Raw genomic sequence first — 1,781 nt, forward strand, 5'->3', positions numbered from 1 at the left:
GAGGCTGTCCCAAAAGTCATAAACAATGATGACTAAGGGTAAGCCTCCTTTTAAAAAAATGTAAAACAAAAAGAAACCTTTCCTTGGTAAAATGGAAGTGTCGAGCAACCATACAACCAAAGGAGAGGTTTCTTTTGTACATTCAATATACCATGGATCAACTCTGTTTACCAATGGATTTAGAAGAGGATATTCCCGTTAATCACCTGGTTCGAGTGGTGAACACCGCCGTCAATCGTTTGGACGACGTCATCTTCGACGCGGCTTATCCTGGAGGCGGACGAGACAGCTACCACCCTAAAATGCTTACCAAAGTCATCATTTACGCCTACACTCAGCGTATCTACTCCTCTCGCCAGATCGCCAAAGCGGTCCGTGAAAATATCATGTTCATGTGGCTCGCCGGCAGACAAAGACCGGACTTTCGTACCATCAACCGCTTTCGATCCGAACGCATGAGGGAGGTACTGGAAACGGTTTTTACCGCCGTCCTTCAGTTTCTGGCTGAGGAGAACTACGTACAACTCGAACATTATTTTGTGGACGGCACGAAAATCGAAGCGAATGCCAACCGATACACTTTTGTTTGGGGCAAAGCAGTGGTGAAGCATAAATCCAGGCTTCAAGAGAAAGTTCAGACCTTATTTGCTGCCATAGAGGAAGCCGAGAAGCAAGAAGAAGGAACGCATAGTGGTAAGGATCTTCTGGAGCTTGGCGAGTCCTCTTCCCTCACCCGTGAAAAGCTGGAGCAAGCCGTTCAGCAGTTAGAGGAGCGCTTGCAGGAGAAGCCCAAGAACAAACCGCTCAAAAAGGCAGTGCGCACGCTTCGCAAGGACTTGCTGCCCCGTCTGCAAAAGTACGAAACCCAACAAGCCATTGTAGGGACAAGAAACAGCTATAGCAAAACCGACCCGGACGCTACCTTTATGCGTATGAAAGAAGACCACATGCGAAATGGTCAACTCAAGCCGGGCTATAATGTGCAGATCGGGACGGAGAATCAATTCATTATCGGTTACAGTTTGCATCAACGCCCGACCGATACACGTTGCCTCATCCCGCATTTGGAAAAAGTGGAATCGCAGTTAGGAAAGCTACCGAAGACGGTCATCGCCGATGCGGGCTATGGCGGCGAAGAGAATTATGCTTATCTGGAGCAGCATCAAGTGAAGGCCATCGTGAAGTACAGTACGTATCATCGCGAAAAGAGCAAGGCTTGGCAAAGGGACATCAGCAAAATCGATAACTGGACCTATAACAGCGAACAAGATACATGGACCTGCGCGGCTGGACAAACGCTTCATTTCGGGCGAGAAAGTAAGGAGAAAACAGAAAGTGGATATGAGATTGAATATCGACATTACCGAAGCACGGGCTGTGAGGGATGTCCGCTAAAGCCGCAGTGTACAAAAGCTCAAGGGAATCGCGAGATCAAAGTCAGCATGAAGTATTGGCGGCTAAAGAACCAGGCAAGGCAAAAGCTCCGTAGTGAAGAAGGTTATGCCCTGGCCGTAAGACGCATGATCGAGCCTGAGCCTGTATTCGGTGCTTTAAAAAACAACCGAGGCTTTAGACGGTTTCTGCTTCGAGGCTTGCCCAAAGTCAGTCTGGAGGTCGGGTGGCTTTGCCTTGCCCATAATCTGCTTAAAAAAGCGACGGTGGATGCTAAAAACCGAGGAGCTAAGCGTGAATAAACCGCTTAGCTCCTCGGTGTATTTCGTGACTATACTTAAACTTCTTGCTTAGGCTGTCCCGAAGTGTACTTTTGGGACAGCTTCTTT

At 48.2% G+C, this 1,781-nt stretch carries 1 protein-coding gene; it reads left to right on the top strand.

The window, feature by feature from the left end:
- The first annotated feature begins 134 nt into the window (after window positions 1-134).
- Complete coding sequence (locus KQJ23_RS23520; protein WP_216481328.1) at window positions 135-1,694, top strand: IS1182 family transposase; 1,560 nt, start codon at window positions 135-137, stop codon at window positions 1,692-1,694.
- Window positions 1,695-1,781 lie beyond the last annotated feature (87 nt).

It is taken from the genome of Paenibacillus brevis (assembly GCF_018919145.1).
Classification (GTDB): Bacteria; Bacillota; Bacilli; order Paenibacillales; family Paenibacillaceae; genus Fontibacillus; species Fontibacillus brevis.